Origin of the sequence: Bremerella cremea (genome assembly GCF_003335505.1) — a bacterium.
In the GTDB taxonomy this organism is placed as follows: Bacteria; Planctomycetota; Planctomycetia; order Pirellulales; family Pirellulaceae; genus Bremerella; species Bremerella cremea_A.
Genome location: NZ_QPEX01000037.1, coordinates 23,792 through 42,623 on the forward strand (window position 1 = coordinate 23,792; position 18,832 = coordinate 42,623).

The 18,832-nt window shown below is 55.4% G+C and carries 11 protein-coding genes, 1 other RNA gene and 1 pseudogene; 3 read left to right on the top strand and 10 right to left on the bottom strand.

Features of this window, described 5'->3' with window-relative positions; all coding sequences use genetic code 11:
* Positions 1-8: 8 nt before the first annotated feature.
* The 4 genes from DTL42_RS26960 to DTL42_RS18190 all read right to left on the bottom strand — a co-directional run bounded on the left by DTL42_RS26960 (position 9) and on the right by DTL42_RS18190 (position 8,177).
* On the bottom strand, positions 9-2,726 hold the full coding sequence (locus DTL42_RS26960; protein WP_114370613.1) for a cation-translocating P-type ATPase: 2,718 nt from the start codon (positions 2,724-2,726) through the stop codon (positions 9-11).
* A gap of 168 nt (positions 2,727-2,894) precedes the next feature.
* On the bottom strand, positions 2,895-5,552 hold the full coding sequence (gene mprF / locus DTL42_RS18175) for a bifunctional lysylphosphatidylglycerol flippase/synthetase MprF (RefSeq protein WP_114370615.1): 2,658 nt from the start codon (positions 5,550-5,552) through the stop codon (positions 2,895-2,897).
* A gap of 865 nt (positions 5,553-6,417) precedes the next feature.
* Positions 6,418-7,569: a hypothetical protein gene (locus DTL42_RS18185; protein WP_114370619.1), complete on the bottom strand. Its 1,152-nt coding sequence runs from the start codon at positions 7,567-7,569 to the stop codon at positions 6,418-6,420.
* A 173-nt stretch (positions 7,570-7,742) separates the two neighbouring features.
* Positions 7,743-8,177 (bottom strand): hypothetical protein, encoded by a 435-nt coding sequence (locus tag DTL42_RS18190; protein WP_114370621.1) that lies wholly within the window; start codon positions 8,175-8,177, stop codon positions 7,743-7,745.
* Positions 8,178-8,432: 255 nt separating this feature from the next.
* Between DTL42_RS18190 and DTL42_RS18195 the strand changes: the two genes are divergently transcribed.
* From DTL42_RS18195 to DTL42_RS18205, 3 genes and pseudogenes are all read left to right on the top strand, one after another.
* Positions 8,433-9,911, top strand: coding sequence for a transglutaminase-like domain-containing protein (locus tag DTL42_RS18195; RefSeq protein ID WP_114370623.1), 1,479 nt, complete (start codon positions 8,433-8,435; stop codon positions 9,909-9,911).
* Positions 9,912-10,405: 494 nt separating this feature from the next.
* Positions 10,406-10,636: pseudogene (locus DTL42_RS27190) on the top strand (acyltransferase family protein); the annotation flags it as partial.
* A gap of 19 nt (positions 10,637-10,655) precedes the next feature.
* A complete protein-coding gene (locus DTL42_RS18205; RefSeq protein WP_234824264.1) occupies positions 10,656-12,458 on the top strand; it encodes an acyltransferase family protein in 1,803 nt (600 codons plus the stop codon).
* 207 nt (positions 12,459-12,665) lie between these two features.
* On the opposite strand, the gene rpoN is transcribed toward DTL42_RS18205, so the two are convergent.
* The 6 genes from rpoN to DTL42_RS18235 all read right to left on the bottom strand — a co-directional run bounded on the left by rpoN (position 12,666) and on the right by DTL42_RS18235 (position 18,742).
* Positions 12,666-14,144 carry an RNA polymerase factor sigma-54 gene (gene rpoN / locus DTL42_RS18210; protein ID WP_114370628.1) on the bottom strand — a complete coding sequence of 493 codons (1,479 nt, stop codon included), beginning with the start codon at positions 14,142-14,144 and terminating at the stop codon, positions 12,666-12,668.
* Between the two features lie 203 nt (positions 14,145-14,347).
* On the bottom strand, positions 14,348-14,947 hold the full coding sequence (gene recR / locus DTL42_RS18215; RefSeq protein ID WP_114370807.1) for a recombination mediator RecR: 600 nt from the start codon (positions 14,945-14,947) through the stop codon (positions 14,348-14,350).
* Positions 14,948-15,025: 78 nt separating this feature from the next.
* Positions 15,026-15,373 (bottom strand): YbaB/EbfC family nucleoid-associated protein, encoded by a 348-nt coding sequence (locus tag DTL42_RS18220; protein WP_234824265.1) that lies wholly within the window; start codon positions 15,371-15,373, stop codon positions 15,026-15,028.
* Between the two features lie 190 nt (positions 15,374-15,563).
* The gene (dnaX, locus tag DTL42_RS18225) at positions 15,564-17,333 is read right to left on the bottom strand and encodes a DNA polymerase III subunit gamma/tau (protein WP_234824266.1); all 1,770 of its coding nucleotides are present in this window, start codon (positions 17,331-17,333) and stop codon (positions 15,564-15,566) included.
* Positions 17,334-17,642: 309 nt separating this feature from the next.
* An RNA gene (gene ffs / locus DTL42_RS18230) (signal recognition particle sRNA small type) lies at positions 17,643-17,738 on the bottom strand.
* A gap of 206 nt (positions 17,739-17,944) precedes the next feature.
* On the bottom strand, positions 17,945-18,742 hold the full coding sequence (locus DTL42_RS18235; RefSeq protein ID WP_114370630.1) for a TVP38/TMEM64 family protein: 798 nt from the start codon (positions 18,740-18,742) through the stop codon (positions 17,945-17,947).
* Between the last annotated feature and the right edge of the window lie 90 nt (positions 18,743-18,832).

An 18,832-nucleotide genomic window follows, 5' to 3' on the forward strand; every position in this document is an offset into this window, starting at 1 on the left:
GAGAGCTGCTAAGACATCTCGTGCGTCCCGCCAGCACTTCGCCAGTATTTGTCGACTTCCGACAAGATGAATAGAAGTAGCCCGGTCCCGAAAGCCAGAGCCCAAGGTCGCCAGGTGGTTGGTTGGGTTTCGAAGATTTGGTTTAAGAACGGCACATAAGTCAGCATCACTTGCAAGCCAATCATCGTGGCAATGCCTAGCCAGATTAACGGATTGCTGAACAGCCCCAACTGAAAGAACGAATGCCGCAACGAACGACACGTAAGCAGGTAGGCCGCTTGTCCCATAACGATCACGTTCACCGCAGCCGTTCGAGCTGACTCGAGTTCGACCCCTAAGTACTTTTTGAAGGCGAACACTCCGTAGGTCGCGATGACCAGCAAAGCTCCCACCCACAGCGTGCGCCCCATTAGCGGAACGGAGAGAATCGGTTCTTCCGCATCTCGCGGAGGACGCGCCATCAGGCCAGGCTCTTTGGGCTCGAAGGCCAAGGTCGCGCCCAGTAAGATGGCGGTCGACATATTGATCCATAAAATTTGCAGCGGCGTTATCGGCAACTGAAAGCCAAGAAATGCGGCAACCAGGATGATGCCCGCTTCGCCCAAGTTGGTGGGAAGAGTCCACGCGATGAACTTCTTCAGGTTGTCGTAAATCCCCCGCCCCTCTTCGACCGCCGCTTCGATTGTGGCGAAGTTATCGTCGGTCAAAATCATGTCGGCGGCTTCTTTGGTCACTTCGGTCCCGGCGATACCCATCGCCACACCGATGTTCGCTTGACGCAGCGCTGGGGCGTCGTTCACACCATCGCCGGTCATCGCCACCACGTTGCCGCGCGATTGCAAGGCTTCCACCAGACGCAACTTCTGCGCTGGTGACACGCGGGCAAACACGGCAATGTCTTCGACCGAGTCGATCAGGTCGCGATCCGAGAGGGCTTCTAGCTCGGTGCCGGTAATGCCGAACAGGCCGGTGTTCTCGTCGTTTCGGCGACCTTGCAAACCGAGCTGACCGGCGATGGCCGTGGCGGTGCCGACATGATCGCCGGTGATCATCTTGACCTTGATACCAGCTTCTTGGCAAACAGCGACCGCTTGGATGGCTTCAGGCCGAGGTGGATCAATCATCCCTTGCAGACCAAGCAGCTGTAGCCCGGTGGTAAGATCGTCGTGATCTAAACAGGTTTTCTCTGCCGGAAAGGTCTTCTTGGCGAAGGCCAGCACCCGGAGACCATCGGCCGCCATCTCGGCAACTTCGGTTTCGATTGCGGAGGGAGCCAGCGGGTCACCATTGGCTAAATGCTCGCAGCGTGGTAGAAGCCGTTCAACCGAACCTTTCACGTACGCCACGCTCTGCGTTTGGTTAAGCTGATGTAAGGTGGCCATGTATTGGTACTGCGATTCAAACGGAATCGCATCACGCCGAGGATATTGCATGTTGGCAGCTTGGTGGGTGAGACCAAGCTTATTGGCAGAAATCAACAACGCCGCCTCGGTCGGATCACCTTCCACTTTCCATACCCCCTGGGCGATGGAAACCAGACGCGTGTCGTTACACAATAGGCCCGCTCGTAGCATCTCGACAAGTTGCTGATCGTCAACCGGCGCGTATTCACTTGGCGTAACGGCAGAAACACTCCCTTGGGCTTCATAGCCAGAGCCAGCGACATCGTACTGTCGCGCGCCGGTGGATATTTTGCGCACCGTCATCTGATTCTGCGTAAGCGTTCCGGTTTTGTCGGAACAGATCACGTTGGTACTGCCCAAGGTTTCAACTGCTGGCAGTTTGCGGACGATCGCCCGGCGACGGGCCAAGCGCGAAACACCTAGGGCCAGCGTTGCCGTGACCACGGCCGGCAAACCTTCGGGAATTGCCCCCACGGCCAAAGCGACGGCGGCCAATATCACTTCAACCGGAGGCTCGCCACGCAGCAAGATTGCTAACGCAACTAAACCGGCCAGCGTGAGAATCACCTTCAGCAGCAGATGGCTAAGTTGATTGATCCGCCGCACCAACGGCGTTTCGAGAACATCTGCCGAGGCAATCAGCTTGTTGATGTGACCGATTTCGGTATGGTCGCCGGTGGCAACCACAATGCCGGTCCCCGTGCCGTAGGTAACCAGGGTGGAAGAAAACGCCATGTTGGCACGTTCGGCCAAAGGGGTTCCTTCTTCCAACGCGGCAACATTCTTTTCCACCGGAACCGATTCACCGGTGAGGGCCGACTCGTCGATTTGCAGATCTCGCTGGTGGATCAAACGAATATCGGCCGGCACACGATCGCCTGATTGTAGCTTCACGCAATCGCCAGGGACTAATTCGGAGGCGGCGATTTGCATGGTTTGCCCGCCACGGATTACGGTTGCCTCGCTGTTGAGGACCTTGCTCAGCGCGCTGATGGCTTTTAGCGCCTTGGCTTCCTGAACGTAGCCGATAACCGAGTTGACCAATACCACCGCGAAGATCACCGAGGCATCGACCCACTCGCGCAAAACAACCGTCAGCGCGGTTGCGGCCAACAGTATGTAGACCAGCGGCTGTTGAAACTGACGAAGGAAAATCCGTAGCTTCGTTTCACCTTCGGCTTGAGTGAGTTGATTCTCGCCGAAACGTTTGCGTCGCCGTGTTACTTCCAGTAAGGGCAAACCATGTTCAAGATTGGTTTCCCAGCGCGAGGCGATGTCTTCGGTGGCAAAGTGATACCAATGCTCCGTCTCTGGCCGACTCATGGGTACGCTCCTCAAGGGCTAGCCCAGTCAACAAAAGGTGACAGTCGACTGGTTGGGGTTGCTTCGTCCAAGGTGAATACCAGGGACATCCCTGGTCGAGGTCGGTCGTCAGTCACTGTACGACGAGGCAACTACGAATTCAAGCTCGGCAATTTTGGGGGCGTGCGATTACCGATGAAGAAGCTTGCCCACGCCTCCTGAAATAAGCGTAGACACGTTGGCTAATACCTGTGGCAAAGCAATTCCGCCAGGACTGGCCAGATATTTGGGAGACCAAACGGGATCGAATTTATCTTTGTAGTTGCGCAATCCCTGAAAGTTGTAGAAGTGTTCGCCATGTTGATAGACAACACTACAAACACGATTCCATAACGGCCCCAAGCGATTGGCATCGATGCCAGAAAGTGGGGCCATTCCCAGGTTAAACCATTGGTAACCTTGTTGGTGTCCGTAACGCATCAATTCGATGAAGAGATATTCCATCACGTTCCGCTGAGCGTCCGGAACGTATCGCATCAGATCGAGCGAGAGTTCCTGTTTATCGGCTCCTCGCCAAATATTCGCGAAGGCAATCGCCGTTCCTTGCGCGTCACGCACGAGGGCGATGTCGTAGCGTGAAAGATATTCTTCACGGAAGAAGCCGAGCGAAAACCCTTTCTCACCGGTCGACTTGTCGCCGAGCCAGGCGTCGGAAATCTCTTTCATGCGCGGCATGATTTCGGCGACGTCAGCTTGCGGAACGACCTCGAAGGTCAGCCCTGCTTCTTGGCACTTTTTATCGGTATGACGCAAACCACGGCGTTGGCTTCCCTCTAGCGAGAAGTCAACCAAAGAGACTCTGGCTTCTTCCCCTAGCTTGATCAGCGTGAGTCCCATTTCGACGTAGCGGGAAAGAGAGGCCTGACTGACTTGGTAAAAGACCGGCCAAGTTCCCGCAGCGTCGCAGGCTTCGCGAAAGTTCCACGCGGCATCGTCCATAGATGCGGCTTGACCGAAGGGATCTCCCATGGTGATCCAGCAGTTGCCTTGACAGCCGAACATAACGGCGGCCTGACGATCGTGACTGAAGACAAAACGCTTGTCCCCAAGCAAGGCCAGATGGGCGTGCGTTGCTTCACTTTTCGTAACCAGATCGGCCACTTCCGCCAGTTCCTCGTCGGTGGCTAGGGTGGGTGTGATCGGCTTAGGACGAAGCAGGCTGGCCACGGCAAACACCGTAATCGTGACCGCAGCGGCCAGCAGCGCACGAAGCGAGCGGGGGGCATCGCGTCGGTAGGCGAATTCCCACCAAAGGTCGTTGTTGTATTCGACATGCCGATAGGCGAACATCACGATCCAAAAGATCAGCCCTAACGAAAGCACCACGGCCAACAGCCACGTAGGCGAAAGGTTGGGTGAGAGGAGCTGCCCTTTGCGGAAGAAGTGACTACGGCACGGTAGCAACGCCAACAGCAAGACAAACAATACGATCGCTTCTTCGTAATCAAAACCTTTCGCCAGAGTGACCAGCACTCCACATCCCAACAGAATACAGGTGATTAACCAGGCCGCATCAATGCGGCGCTGCAAGCCGCGAGCTAAAACCAAAAGTAACGCGCCGATGACACTGCCCAGCAGGTGCGAGACTTCCACCACCGGGAGCGGCAGGAACTCGCGCAGCAGGGCCATGCGGCCTTTCTCGGCCGGCAACGAACCAGAGATCAACAAGATTAAGCCTGCGACAAAAACGCCGCCCGTTACCACACTCGGGCCAATGACACTGGTCCAGCGGACCACTTCTTTGCCCACGGCAGTCGCCTTGCCGGCATGTTGCCGGAACGTGGCCACCCCCACAATGCAAAGCCCCACGGTAAGTGGCAGCAAGTAATAAATCACGCGGTAAGCGAGTAAAGATGCCAGCAAACCGTGCGAGTCTGAGAAGGGAAGCATCGTCACCACGACCAGCTCTAACACGCCTAGCCCACCAGGAACGTGGCTGACCAGAGAAACAATGATCGCCAATATAAAGATAGCCGTGAACGGGAGAAAGCTGATTTGCGCGTCCTTCGGCAGCAAGACATACAATGCCGCTGACGCACACATGAAGTCGGTCGCTGAAACCAACGTTTGGGCCAAGGCAATCCGTAAGGGAGGCGGCTGAAAGTTGATCTTCATCCAGTGCAGTGGACGCTGTCGCACCCAACACACCACAAAGAACAACCCCACCATGCTCAGCAAGATCGCACCGAGCGGGCGACTGGTAGTGAGTGGCAAGTTAAACCGAGCCGGGATATCGAAAGGAGTGAACAAAAACAGCGTTCCCCCGAGCGTAAACAGCCCCATCCAAAAGGCCGCCGCGATCAAGAGGATCATTCGAACGATCTCGGGCGAGGTCATTCCCCAACTCGCGTACAGCCGCACACGAATCGGCGTTCCCCCAAAGACCGAGCCTAACGTATTGCTGAACGAATAGTACAGAAACGAGACAATCGCGACTTGGCGAAGCTTGAGAACATGATCGATCAGGTTAACGGCCAGCCAGTCGTAACCGATCATCACCGCGTAATTCAGCACAGTGAAAAACAGCGATAAGACAACGGCCTGCCAAGGGAGCGTTTCAAAGCTCTCCGCCACGTCATGTGCATGGAGGTTGCGAAATTCGTAGTGCAACAGCCACAACGCCCCGCCAAACATGACGACCGTCAGAATATTGAGCAGCGTGTGATAGTGCTGAGTAAGCCAGGAGAACCAGGTCGCACGGCTCTCGTCCGGTAGATCGATCGCGTCGTGTGCCAGCGCCGGCGGTATTGGTTCTTCTTCCTGAGAGGGACGATCAAACTGCGTCACGGATGGCTTCCCTCGACGGGCAAATTAACGGGGTTTTAAGATTCTGAAAATGGGCAACAGGCAACATGCTTTTCGCTTGCATCTTGCCGGGAATCGCTGGCAGCCCTCAATGATATCGCCGAATGACTGCGATGCTGGCAATGATATCAGTTTTCTGTCGTGCGTTGGGCAGAACCTGCGGACTTGCGCGAAAGGATTCGGCCATAACGATTCTGCCGAGATGTCGCTGTATCGTCATTTAATGGGTGATTCTTGTCGACCTCTTTTTGTGGGGTAGAAACCTCCGTGGAATGGGGGTGTGTTGGAAACATTTTATCTGGCCAGGAGGGCTTCTCGCGATCAAATCAATCGCCCCTTTTTTACCATTTATCGTCATCTGTATGGGATGTGCCCATCATCAGTTGGGATATCAGACGGTAAAGCAAGCCCATACCGTTGCGGATGTTCATACCCAGCAGGCTCTGGATAACCTTGCCAAATTTGTTCACAATCCCAACGCGTTGCCTCATTTTTCGTATCCATCGCAAGGCAGTTCGGAAGTCAACGAAACATCTCGCCTGCTCCGGCACGCTGATGTTTAAGCATTGCCAAAGGGTCACGTGTCTCACGAAGGATCCGCCGGCAGAGAGAGCCACCATACTGGCTGACCGTAAGTTTCGAAATAGCAAGAAGCCTCTTCAGGAAGAGGCTTCTTCGCTTTTCGTAGGTCGGGAGCGTCCGATTTCTTATTCGGTTTCTTTGGCTTCCGGCACTTTAAATTCCGCTTTCGCCCCTTGGACGGTCAGTTCCGTTTTCAAAGGACCTCCAGTGAATGGGGACTTGGCTTGTTCGGCTTAATCGATGGGTACGAAACGTCGTTGTTTAATTACCGATAAAAATCGATCCAACGCAACGTAATCTCTGACGGGTTGTCAGCGAATAGTGGGGCCGGCAAAGGAACCTCGAAGTAGCCACCTTCGAGCGGAATCGATGCATTACCACCAACGATTTTTACCTCGGTATAAAGCAGACTGGGAGGGGCCAGCGTGGAATGCTCTCGGCCAGATTGGTAAGTGGTTGTCTGCTGATGATCTCCGCCACTGGCAAGCGACCATTCAAACACCCCCTTCGCGTTGCTCACTTGCAACGATTCGAGCCCCTTCAGGTGCAAGCGAACGAGTACCTGGCCAGGCCAATGGTCGGCGGTGCGATGAATTGTCGCGGTGCCGATTCCTTTCTCACTGGTAATGTCGAAAATGGTTGCTTCCGCGTGTTGTAAGAACTTGACTTTCCCCTTACTAACAACGGCGCTTAGCCCATCCTGCTTTGGGGCAGTCTCTTGTTCTGCGGTTGCTGCCTTCAATTTCGTAACCTCGACGATCCATCGCGTTGGCCCTTCCACGCCAGGCCGACGTACCAACGTTCCCTTGACCGTTGCCTTCTTTCCTGCGAGCTTGTCGGCCAGTTGGCGGAGCTTGGCGTTCTGGCCGAAATCGAGTTCCCAAGTGATTTCGTTGGCTGTGATTGTGGTGCCGGTCGTTTCTCCGCCGATGGCTACCAATCCGGTCCGCACGGTGCCGACGACGGATACCGTGATGGAATCTTCGTTCGCTTCTTTTACGGCATGCCCATTGATGGTCGCGATGCCCTTTCGCTCGACCTGGACCAGCTTGTAACCAAAGCCAGGCCCACCCATTTTGGTACTAAAAATAACAAACGTAACATTCCCATCCGCATCGATCTGCGGATTCATCCCCACGTTATTCGGCCCAGGAGCCGTTCCGACAAGCACCAGATCTTGGGCGAAATCAACGTGAGGAACCTCTTGATCAGGACGCCAGGCCTGCCACAACTTCTTCCAGGCTGCTGCATCGGTAATGAATTCTGTTTGCGGAGCCAGCTTCCCTCGTAGCGACTTGTCCGCCAGCTTGCCCGACCACGTTTCAAGCGCCTTAATCTCCACCCGCTGCGCCAGCACCCAATCGGGACTGCACAGGATAGCCAAAAAAGCGAGTAAAAGACTTATTTTCGCGGTCATCGAGAGACTCCCAAGCTGTTCGTTATTCAAGTTCGTTAGTAAAGACGAACAACCCAGGCCAAGAGTTCTCGGCATGGGGCAATTTTTCAAATCGGCCAGAAACCAAGGCCCCAGGACGCCAAACAGATGAGGCCCTTCCCGCTTCAACCCCAAACCCTTCGGACTGTGGCGGACTAACGCATTTTCTTGGGAAGTTTCGGAATGACTTCTACCCTAGCTCTAAGGCACAGATTATTCAGGTCATTGATGAAAGGGACCACAAGCCCCATGATATAGTACTTGCGGTCATATTCGTCAACGATCCACGGTTCTAGTGTGCCGGTTTCCTCGTCCTTGGTGATCAGCCAGGCACCCTCAAACACCGAGCGGCGAACGATTTCACCAGCATAGGCAAGCAGCGGTGAAAACAAGGCTGCCCGTTGCTCTTGGAAGCTTTTGTTGTCCCATCTCGATAAGATGCGACCTTCCACCATGTCTAGGCTGAATGTGCTGAAGTCGAGGATGTCACGATCGAGCCCTGGCAGGTTCGCCAACTGATCGACGTGCTGGTCGATATGTTCTTCCCAGCCAGGGGTGATAACACCTTTGAGCATGTGTTCGCTAGGCATGTTTGCATTTCCTGGTGGCTGCGGTAGGTTTTTGGTTGAGTGCACGGTGACTCTTTTGTGTGTTCTGCGAATCAGCCGAGCATGATCAAGCAATCTTGGGTACCAATTGGGTAAGCCGCTCGCGCGAATGCGACATTAAACTGCGCAATTGAGAGAATCATAACGGCCCCTTCTCGGGTACACTAGCATATACCCCCTGCCCCTCTTCATGCTGCTACAGACTTACCACTTGCGACTCTTGAGGAGCGCCTACTCATGGCTTGGTTACGGATTGTGATGGTGATGGTTGGCTCGCTCGTTTCCTGGCAGGCATGCTGGGCCGATGACGCTACGTTGGCGCAGACGCAGCCGTTGGAACTCGCAGGCGACTTCAAACAAGCCGAGCAACTTCTCGACACGGCCTTGGCTCAGGACGATCTTTCGCCGGAAACGCGTTACACGCTTACATATGAACGGGACCGGCTGTTCCGTATTCGCCGCGATTTCACCCTTACTCAAGAGATGCTGCAGAAGAAGATCTTGGCTGGCGTGAAAGAAGCAACGCCGGAAGAATTCGCCCAGTGGCTGAAAGAAGGACGGTTCGACTATCGCGATATTGACGGCCAGCGGTTCTACATGGATTCGAGCGTGCGGAACCTGTTCTACCGCGACCCTAAGCTCGAACACCGCCGTTATGCCCCAGCCGACGAAGCCGACGTTCAGCAGTTGCGGCTCAACCTCACGCGTCAGATTCGAGCTGCGGTGAAAGCGGAAAAGTCGCCGTATGTGCTGACCAAGAAGTTCGATGTCCACTTTACCGGCAAGGTCCATGCCGACGCGGTGCCGGCTGGCAGCACGATCAAGGCCTGGTTGCCGATTCCGCGCAGCTTCCCGTTTCAGCGTGGGTTTCAATTGATTTCCAGCTCGCCTCAACCGCTGGAAGTTGCCCCAGCAGATAGCCCGAGCCGCTCGGTGTATTTCGAGCAGAAAGCGACCGCTGGCCAGCCCACCACGTTTGAAACGCATTTCACCTTCGAGCACGACGCGATCCGCTTCGATATCGATCCGTCGCTGGTTACCCCGTTTGATGGCAACGATCCAGAGATCGCTTGCTTCGTGCAGGAAGGCCCGCATGTGGAGTTCACGCCGGAACTAATTGCCCTTTCGAAAGAGATTGTCGGCGACGAAAAGAACCCGGCGATTGTGGCCCGTAAAATCTTTGATTGGATGTCGAACAACATTCAGTACAGCCTGGCGATCGAGTACTCGACCATTCGGAACGTCAGCGATTACTGCCGCGAGAAACGGTACGGCGACTGCGGGCAGGAAGCGTTGCTGTACATCGCCCTCTGCCGCGTGAACGGCATTCCGGCCCGTTGGCAATCGGGCTGGAACTTGTTCCCCGGGCGTTTGAATCTGCACGATTGGTCCGAGATTTATCTGGCTCCGTACGGTTGGGTTCCGGTCGATGTCTGCTACGGCATTACCGCCCTGCAATCGATGAACTACCTGACCGAAAGCGAACGGCAAGAAGTGGCCGACTTCTACTTCGGCGGCCTCGAACCATACCGCATGGCTGCCAATAGCGACCACTCGCAAAAGCTCTCACCCACCAAACTCGCCCCTCCGTCCGATACCATCGACTTCCAGCGCGGCGAATACGAAGTGGGAGATAAAAACCTCTACTACGATCGCTTCTCGTACGATTTCGAGGTCGAAGAAATCCCTGCGCCGACGACCACAGCTGCGAAGTAAGTAATCATCTTTATCGGGGGCCCGCCTGCGAAGCTATTACGTTATCGCAGGTGTTGTCGTGTTCGCGTTGGCATGGCGTGACAAATGGCCAGCGGTAAGTCGTGATCAGCAATCGACTATGCACCGCATTGTGTTGTCGATTGCGTCGCTAATACCAAGGGAATTGCTAGTCAATCCGGAACACAACACACAGCGTCTAGCAGTTCTTTTCAGGCTGACGTTCTTAGGCAAACCCTGCCGGTTATTTCTTGTTTTACGTCAATCCATAAACGCATCGTTCTTGCTTAAAGAGCCTCTCTTCTTAGGGCGTTTGTCCCGCTATTGCCAGCGTATTTCGAATTCTTGAAAGCTCTGTCAAAAGCAGGGTCATCTTCAGCTGACAACCCAAGATTGCTATTTGTTGTTCGTGCCCAAAGGTCTACCATGCTCGGCAATTTCGTAAAGCAAACACAACCGAGCTGCCATTGTTTTTGGGTCCAATCGAAGGACGCGACATGCCTTCAGAGAATGAATTCCGTTATCGGCCCGACATCGATGGTCTGCGAGCCATAGCGGTTGCTCTCGTCTTGTTGTTTCATGCTCGACTTGGCTTCACTGGCGGGTTTATCGGCGTTGATGTCTTTTTTGTCATTTCAGGCTACCTGATTACGGGGCTCATTCTTAAAGGGCAAGCTGAAGGCCGGTTCAGCATGGGGACTTTCTGGCAGCGACGGATTCGGCGAATTCTGCCTGCGTCGTTGGTGGTTGTCTTGGGCACGCTGGTCGCTGGTCGCTGGTTGCTTTTTGCTTCTTCCTGCGGATTTCAACCAACTGGCCGAGTCCGCGCTTGCTCAGCAGGTGATGTTGGCGAATGTCTATTTCAGCTATTCCCTCGATTACTTCGCGGGCCCGGCAGAAACGCAACCTCCATTGCATATGTGGTCGTTGGCCGTTGAAGAACAGTTTTACCTCTTTTACCCTTTGTTGCTGGTCGCCTTTCGGCCACTTGGCCGACGGACCACTTTTGTCTTGCTGGCCTTGTTGGCATTGGCGTCTTTCGCGTTGAGCGTTTGGGGCATGACGAAATCGCCCACGCTAACTTTCTTCTTATTACCAACTCGCATGTGGGAACTGCTCGCTGGCGGGCTGTTGGCCTTCACGCCGCTGCCGCAACGTTGGCCCAGCGTGGTTCGTGAAATGTTGGCTTGGACCGGGATGGTTGCGATTTTGGGAAGTGGCTGGTTCTATCATCCCTCGATGGTGTTTCCAGGCACGGCGGCTCTTGTGCCGGTGCTTGGCGCAGTATTGGTTATCTTGGCATGTGGTAGCCAACGTCCGACATCCTTAAGCCAAACGTTATCGCACCGCAGCTTCGTCTTCGTTGGCTTGACTTCGTATTCGCTTTATCTGTGGCATTGGCCCATCTTGGCGTTTATGCATTACCTGGTCGGTGCTGAACTTACCTGGTTCCAAACGCTTTTGGCCGTCGCAGGTAGTTTTGCCGCTGGGGTACTTAGTTGGCGATTCGTCGAGACCCCGTTCCGCCGGAACTTCACGCAAACGCACGTCAGCAAAACTGCTGGTACCGCGTTGGCGGCTTCGCTTGTGATGGGCTGCTTGGCGTTGGTGGTAGTGCAAACTCAAGGACTGCCGCAAAGATTGCCGCCGCAAATTCGTGAAATGATTCCGCTCGTCATGGGATTCGAGAAATACATAGCCGAGACCGAGCAATTGAAACAGAACCAGCCTTACCTGGTTGAAACGGCTGCCCCACGTAACGATCGGTGCGATTTGATTTTGCTGGGCGATAGTCACGGCATGATGGTCGCACCGCTGCTCGAACAGCTCAGCCAACAATACCAGCTTAACACCGAGTTCGTCGTTAAGGCTGGCGTCGCGCCTTTGCAAGGGGTTTGGAAAGCTGTCGATAGCGGGCGTGAAGGATTGGCCTGGGGGAATGCGGCGCTCGATTACGTTGTCTCGCGAAAACCAAAGAACGTGATCCTCGCGGGACGTTGGTCCGCCTATATCGACGGCCCGCCAGAAGCCACGCTCGCACGTTACCAACACATCCTGGTAGACGAAGCGAACCCCACCGTGCAAGGGAAATCGGCCCTACCTGTCTTCGAGGCGGCCATGATACGAACGGTTGCTGCCCTCGAAAACGCTGGCTGTCAGGTTTGGATCATGAAACAACCTCCTGAGCAAAAGCTCAATCCTCACGTCGAAATACCCCGTGCTTGTTTTATTGGTTACCCCATTCCCAGCGGCGTTTCCTGGGCAGAACACCAACAACGTCAGGCCACCGCCAACAACATCATCGATCGCCTCGCTGCCGCCAGCAGCCAGATTCAAGTTCTCGATCCCGCTGGCCATTGCTTTGATGCCGCGAACCGATCGATCATCGGTTCGCCGGAAGGTTCTTTCTATCGAGATGGGAACCATATCTCGCGGCTGGGCGCTCAGAATCTGATTCGACCTGCTATGCTCCCCATCTTCGAGCAAATGCAATCAATTCGGCTGGCCGAAAAACAAGACCTGCGGCCAGCGGCGCAGTTCGCCCGCTAACTGCTGCCAGCAATTCACCTTGTGGTCAGTGGCCGGCATGCTGCTCAGCCAACAAACTGCCAGCCAAGCCCGGGAAGACGCCCCAAAAGATCACCGAAAACGCCGCAAAGCACCCCTTCTCAAGCCGAGAAGAAACCACCTTCACCGTCATCGACCTCCCAGCCCAAAACCGAATCCCCTGCATCCCAGGCGGAAACAAAACTGACGTTACCGCTTAGACCAATCCCGGCGTTGGCGGCTGCTGGGGATTCCCATCTTTTTGCGGTACTTGGTCACGGTGCGGCGGGCGACGTTGAGGCCGTCGTCTTTTAGCTTTTTGACCAGGTCGTCGTCGGAGAGGGGTTTGGCTTTGTCTTCGGTGTCGATCACTTCTTGCAGGCGGAGGCGGATTTGGTCCCAGGTGACTTCTTCGCCAGCTTCGTTGACGGTGCCGCCTGCGAAGAACTGTTTCAAGGGGAAGATGCCGCGTGGGGTTTGGATGTATTTATCGTCGACGGCGCGGCTGACCGTGGTGACGTGAACGCCGACCTGATCGGCGATTTGTTGCATCTTCAGCGGCGTGATATGTTCGGGGCCGTTTTCGATGAAGTCCTTCTGGTAATCGACAATGGCCTGGGCGACGCGGCTGAGGGTGTTTTGCCGCTGGATGATCGCGTCGATCAACCACTGGGCGGCGTTCAGCTTGCGTTTGATGAACTCTTTCTCTTCCCGCGTGGCGGTCGGGCTGGAAAGGCGTTCGCGGTAGTAGTTGCTGATCCGCAGCTGCGGAATGTCGCGGTCTTCGGCTTGAACGACGTAGTTCCCTTCCTCGTCGATGTCGAGAATCAGGTCAGGAATCACGTTGGCGACGTGGGCGTCGTTGTAGATTGAACCTGGCTTCGGATCGAGGCGGCGCAGCTCGCTCCAGGCGGCCTGGATACGTTCGATCGAGAACCCGGTTGCCTTTTGGATCTGCGGCAAGCGGTTGTCGCGCAGGTCTTCCAGGTGGTTCATGATCAGCACGCGCAGCTCTTCAAAGAACATCCGCGAAGGGTCGATCTGCAGCAGCAAGCATTCCCGCAGATCGCGCGCACCAACTCCGGCAGGTTCCAGCGATTGCACGACATGCAGCGCGTCCATGGCCAGCTCTTTTAATTCGTCGTCGGCATCGGCGGGCATCAAGTCTTCGAGACTGGTGGTGAGGTAGCCGTTGGAATCGAGCGACGAGATAATCCGTTCCGACCATTCGCGCAGTTGGGGCTCGATGCTGAGTTCCGATAGCTGATGTTCGAGATGATCTTGCAGCGTTTCCGGGCGCGATTGAACGTTGGCCAGGGCGTCCATGCGGCGCTCGGCGTCGTCTTCCATCTGTCCGGAAGAACGTTGCGGGCGTTCGTCGAAGGTATCGGGATATTGCTGGTCCATTTCCAGCAGGCGTTCGAAATCGTCGACGTTGTCTTTGCCTTCTTCGACGACGAATTCCTGCTCGGACTCGGCCCGCGCTTCAGGCTCTTCCCGACGGTTTTCGTCCAGGTCGCTCGCTTCCTGTTCTTGGACTTCGAGCATCGGGTTTTCGTTCATCTCTTGCTCGATCTTCTCTTGCAAGGCGAGAACGGGCAGTTGCAGGATCTCCATGGATTGAATCATCCGTGGGGCCAGAACCTGCTTCTGGACCATTTTCTGTTCGAGACCGAAGGACATTCTCATAGGAACGATTCCGCTTGTGTGGGAAGTTGCAGCGTCGAAGTTTTCGGATCGATGATGCTAGGGCTTGGCATTTCGTGAATGGCATGTTCTTGGGTGCCATGCCGTCGTCTTCGTCGGCATGCTCACGCGGACGAGAGCATGGCACCCGTACGTTGGTACCAACGAAAAAGGCATGCTCCGGCTCGTCATCAACGATCCTGGTTTTAAAGTGACTGGCGACCGGTAAGGGCATCGGCCAGGACTTCTTTGTTGGCGAATTCGAGAACGCTTCCGGCGGTTACGCCTCGGGCCAAACGGGTTAATTTTACGGGGTACTCGGCCAGCAGGCTGGAAATATGCAGTGCTGTGCCGTCCCCTTCGGTGGTTGGATTGGTGGCCATAATCACTTCGCGAATGCCCCCTTGGGCAACGCGATTGACTAAGGCTTCAATTGTGAGTTGATCGGGCCCGACTCCTTCCAGCGGAGCGATCCGGCCTAGTAGCACGTGATACAAACCAGGAAAGACGCCTGACTGTTCCAAAGCGATCAGATCGCGAGGTTGTTCTACCACGCACAACAGCGATGCGTCGCGTTGGGGGTCTTGGCACACGGTGCAGAGTTCCCCTTCAGAAAGGTTGAAACACTGAGCGCAGTACCGGACATTTTGTTTCACATCGCGAATCGCATCGGCCAGCCCCAGGGCCTCGTCGGTAGGGACACGAAGGAGGTGATAGGCAACCCGCTCGGCGCTTTTGCGGCCGATACCAGGTAGTTTCGACAACTGGTCGATCAATCGAACGACCGATTCTGTCAGCTGTGCCATCGTTCCATTCGCTCCTTCTTTTTTGATTTTCCTGGCTTGTTTCACCGCCAGGCGAAACAAGCTTGGCCGGGGCCGCGCTTACTGGCCGAATTGGCTCAGGGCGGCATCCAAGCCGGGGACGTTTAGCCCGCTGGTGACCGATTGCATCATCTCTTGGTGCAGCTCTTTCCCTTTGGCCTGGGCTTCGTTGACGGCCTGAGGAATGAGTTCCTCGATCAGGTCCTTATCGCCATCGGCGATGAGTTTCGGATCGATGTTGATACTGACCAGTTCGCCGTGACCGGTGCAAATTGCTTCGACCAAACCGGCCCCGGCCGAGCCCTTCACACGCTTGTTGCGCAGCTCTTCCTGCATGGCCTTCATTTCTTTGCCGACTTGCGAGGCCTGCTGCATAATGCCGGCGATATTAGCAAGGTTTTTGAACACGGGCTGATCTCCTCGGTTTGGGTGTTATTGGTCCCAGGAAGTTTAGGTCAAGCTACGTGCTTTGGCATCCCAACGATGGGTGCCCTGCCCTCGTCCGCGTGGTCATGTTTCCAGAGGCGAGTTGCATGCCGACGAAGACGACGGCATGGCACTCTGGTACATGGCATGTCGAAACGAAGTTCTCGCAGCCTTAGGCGTCGGGTTCCCGTACGCCGGTCACTTCCGCGTCGAACAGTTCCATCGCCCTTTGGACAATCGGTTCCTGTTCGGCCAATAGTCGCGCTCGGACACGGCCTTCTTGCACGGCACGTTGAGGTGACATTTGCGAGTTCGGATCGCGTCCGGCGTTGGGATCTTCCATCGTCCGAAATTCGATCTGATACGCTTCACCACAAACGGCTAGGAATGCCTTTTCGAGGTCTTCCTGGCTCTTAGGCCGCCGCAGAGTGTCGACAGCCGAATTATACGTTGTAAAAAAATCAACGACTAGATGTTTTGGCCCAGAAATTGCTATGGCGTGCGATTTCCTGGCACAATCACCGACCAAGCCAGGTAGCTCTTCGGTGATTTGGTGCCACACCGATTTGACATTCTTCTCGGTTAGAACGAGTTTAGGGGCATTTGATGGGGGAGAAGCTTCCCCTATCGGCGGTTGCGGGGGCGGTTCTGGCGTTGGTGGTGCCGGCCTGGCTGGCTGGGGACGAATGGGGATCGTGGCCGGGGCCGGCGGAGGCGTTACGACTGATTCAGTCGTTTTTTTTTGCGGTATCGAAGGGGCAGCGGCTGGGGCACTTTTCGCCGGCAAGCCACCTTCCTTCAAGGTCGCAATCAAGCTGCCCAAGCTGTCCAGGTCGTCCAGCTGGCAAAGCCGCACGACGGCTGCTTCGGTCAGCACTTGGCCGTAGGTGCTGCGATGTAGCCGCACGAGGGTGTCGTCGAGGCACTGCACGGCGGCGAGTAGCTTGGCGACGCCTGCTTTCTGGGCCAGCGCGGTCCCTTCGTCGACCGAACCAGGGGGAAGCGATTGCAGCAAATCAGGCGATCCACCGCTCCCTAAGACCATTAAGTCGCGGAACAACCGGAGAAGTTGTTCGAGCAGTTGGCCAGGATCGACCCCTTCGGTAAAGACGCTATTGACCGATTGCAGCGCGCTGGCGGTGTCGCAAGCCAAGATTTGGCCTGCCAGGTCGACCACTTGTTGGTTGTCGGCGGTTCCTAGTAAGCGGTGGACCGATTCAACCGTGATTTCGGCATCGCCAAACGCCAGGATTTGTTCCAGCAGCGATTGGCTATCGCGCATCGAACCATTCGCCCGACGAGCGATTAACTTGAGCGCTTCATCCGCAGCCGGGACGTTTTCGGTATCGACGATATGGCGGAGACGGCCGACGATGTCATCGGGCAGAATTCCTCCGAAATCGAACCGCTGGCAGCGGGACAGAACGGTGATCGGGATTCGTTCCGGATCGGTTGTGCAGAAGATGAACTTGGCGTGGTCAGGCGGTTCTTCCAAGGTTTTCAGCAGCGCATTGAACGCTTCCTTGGTGAACATGTGGACTTCGTCAATGATGTAAATCTTGAAGCGAGCCCGACTGGGACGGACGTTGATGTTGGCTCGTAGTTGGCGGATTTCTTCGATACCGCGATTCGAGGCACCGTCGATTTCGAGCACGTCCACATCTTCGCCGGCGGTTACGCTCTGGCAGATTTCACACACGTTGCAAGGTGTGGAAGTGGGGCCTTTGACGCAGTTTAGGGCTTTGGCGAAGATCCGCGCAGAGGAGGTCTTCCCCACACCGCGGGCCCCGGTAAACAGGTACGCGTGGCCGACCCGGTTGCGCGCGATGGCGTTGCCCAATGCCTTGGCGACGCGCTGTTGACCCACCAATTCTTCGAACGATTGGGGGCGATATCGCCGAGCGACAACGAGATAATCGGGTGACGTATTTTGCTCTGCCACGATCCCTCTCAACCGGCAAAAGCCTGACTAGATAGTTTGCAGCCAACCGAGGCGAAAGAGATTCGGTTGTTCACGGTGCGATCAGTTTGACGCACCAGCGGGCTGGAAGCAACCGCCCGGCTGGTGATCGCCTGACTAGCGGTGGCAACGCATTTCGCCAGGAACGAGCTGTCTTGGAGTGATCCCCGAACAAGGTTCAGCCAGATGTGGCTGCTCCAATTAAGGCCTTGACCAGGTTACCAACATCCCCCTAACGAGGATCGCTCGAAGACAGCATGCCGCTTGCGACGGCCATTTTTCGTTTCACTGCCCTGGAGTGACCCTCGCACAAGAGTCCTCCGGGTGTGGCTGCTCCAGTTAAGGCCTGACCAAGTTGCCGGATTTCCCCTTGCGAGGGTCGCTCTAAGGCAGTGAGGGCAAACGACTAAGGTTACATCCCTAAGTGAAGATTGTCAAAGGGGCCTTGGCCAGCAAGTTGCCAATCCTCCGTAGTAGTAGGGTGCGTCTTGACGCACCAAGCCCTGCAATTTTGATCGCTACCAGGTGAGCGAAGCAAAGCAACCAACAAGTGCCCAGCGAAATGTTAGGCAAAATCAGTTTGCCATGTTCGCTTATTGCTGGTTGGCTTTTTTCTTCTCGGCTTGCTTTTGATAGCCGTTCAGGGCGAAGCGTATCGCTAGCGGAATCAGGCCGGTTGCGGCCAGGCTCAGCATTAACTGCCACGAAAGAACGGACGACATCCCTTCTTCTGAAATCGTTTTCAGGTTGGGCAGCGTGGTGCCAATCCACACGAATACTAACAGGGCCGGCAGCATGGCAAGTTGGCTTACCCACCAAAACGTCTTGAAGCTTATCGGCGACAGGCCCATCAAAAGGTTGACCAGCACAAAGGGGATTTGGGGGATCAAACGCGTGATAAACAAATAGAAAGCAGCACTTTCTTCGAGCTGCTCGTTGAATTTATCGAGCGTGTTTCCAAGGGTTCGTTCCACCCAATTGCGAAAGAAGTAGCGGCAGCCCACGAAATTAAGCGCCCCGGCCGTGGTTGAACCAAAACTAGCCAGCAAGATGGCCGGTATGAAACCAAACAGCCAGCCGCAAATGATCGTTAACAAAGCGCACAAGGGAACGCCAACGGCCAGCAGCAATGTGTAAATCAAAAACACAACCGTGTACAACGCTATCGGATGCTGCGCTTGCAGGTCGCGCAGGGCGTTCTCTTGGGTGGCCAGGTATTCCAGCGATAAGTAATCGCGAAATTGGTAGTAAACCATGCCTGCCAGGCCAATTAGGACGGCGAGTAGTGCGACGCGAAATCCCCACGTCTTCAGCCACGGATTGGCGTCAATCTCTTCTGGCGCGGCAAGTCGATCGCGCATCTCGAAATCGAGCTCATTTTCAAGTTCCATCGTGCTGTGTCCTGTCCGACCACTTGGTTAGGGGGCAAACAGGGTAACAGCAATCGGCGTGCCGAACATGAAAAGCTAGAGGAAGTGCAA